Here is a 1437-nt window from a genome sequence, read left to right as displayed (position 1 = left end):
CGGCTGGGGGTGAGGGGCGATGGCACGGGCGGAGCCGGCGTCCGGACCCTCCTCGGGCGGGATCGAGCCGGATACGACGGTCACGGAGCTGCTGGGGATACTGCGCCGCCACCTGGGGATGGACCTCGCCTACCTGGCACGGGCGGACGGCGACGATCTCATCATCCAGGTGATCAGCGGCGCCGGTGGGCGGTTCGGGCTGGCACCCGGGGTCAGGGTCCGCCCCGATCCCAGGCTCTACCAAAGCCTGCTGGCCGGAACGCTCCCCAAGGTGATCACGGACACCCGGCACAATCGGCACATGATCGATGTTCCGGTCGTGAAGAAGTTGAACATCGGGTGCTACGCGGCGACGGTGGTGACCGACCGCGACGGCGAGGTGTTCGGAGTACTCGGCTGCATCAGCCGCGACCCGCGGCCGGACCTTCGGGAGCGGGACAGCCGGTTTCTGGCCCTGGTCGCCTCGTACCTCAGCGACGCCGTCGTCGACCTGCACCGGATCTGGGAAGCCCACAGTCAGGTCTGGCGCAGCATCAGCCGGATGATCGACGCCGGCGGCCCCGCGATCGTCTACCAGCCCGTCGTCGACCTGGCGACGGGTCGGATCGCCGCGGTGGAGGCGCTGTCCCGGTTCCCCTGCGAGCCTCGCGAGCCACAACGGGGCCCACGGGGCTGGTACTCCGACGCCACGACCGTCGGCCTCAGCGCCGAGCTGGAACTGGCCGCGATCCGCCGGGCGCTGCGAGCGCTGCCCCAGCTACCCGCCGTGGTCGACCTCGGGGTCAACGCCTCGCCGGCCACCATCACCGCCGGACTGCTCGACGTTCTCCGCGACGACGAGACGTGCCAACGCCTGATCGTGGAAATCACCGAGCACGAGTACTTCTGCGATGACGCCGAGGTCCTGCGCGGCGTGCGGGAGCTACGCGCCCGCGGCGTGCGGATCGCCGCCGACGACATCGGTACCGGCTATGCGGGTCTGGAACAGCTCCTCGAGCTGCACCCGGACATCGTGAAGCTGGACTATCTGGTCACCCACGGCATGGACACCGACCCGGCCCGTCGGGCAACCGCCGCGGCGCTGGTCATGATCAGCGAGGAGTTCGGCGGCCGCGTCATCGCGGAAGGCATTGAATCCCCCGCCGAACGTCAGACCGCCCTCGACGTGAGAATCCCCTACGGTCAGGGATATCTCCTCGGCGCCCCCGCCCCCAGCGTCTCCCTCGCCTGCGCCGCGGGGACGCCCACGGGCCCCGATCCGGCGGACCGCCGAGGAGAGCCGCGCGTCAGGCCAGGCTGGGGCGGGGGCGGGGGCCGCGCAGGCCCTCCAGCCGGGCGACGCGCCAGGACCAGGCGACGGTGATCGCCACCGCGGTCGCGGTCACGGTCATGCCGGTGACCCCGCGGATCGCCACGAACACGGCGGTGGACTGCGAT

At 71.3% G+C, this 1437-nt stretch carries 1 protein-coding gene; it reads left to right on the top strand.

Annotation, left to right across the window (positions count from 1 at the left end; genetic code table 11):
• The first annotated feature begins 19 nt into the window (after positions 1–19).
• Positions 20–1363, top strand: a complete 1344-nt coding sequence (locus NBZ85_RS31075; RefSeq protein ID WP_261563416.1) for a sensor domain-containing phosphodiesterase — start codon at positions 20–22, stop codon at positions 1361–1363.
• Positions 1364–1437: the final 74 nt, after the last annotated feature.

The sequence above is a fragment of the Frankia tisae genome (genome assembly GCF_025403405.1).
In the GTDB taxonomy this organism is placed as follows: domain Bacteria; phylum Actinomycetota; class Actinomycetes; order Frankiales; family Frankiaceae; genus Frankia; species Frankia tisai.
The sequence above is the reverse complement of the archived record's forward strand: the minus strand, read 5'-3'. Positions and strand labels throughout refer to the sequence as shown.

Bases quoted from the DNA above. Each gene is read 5' to 3' on its own strand.
- NBZ85_RS31075 (WP_261563416.1), top strand. From the start codon at position 20: ATGGCACGGGCGGAGCCGGCGTCCGGACCCTCCTCGGGCGGGATCGAG.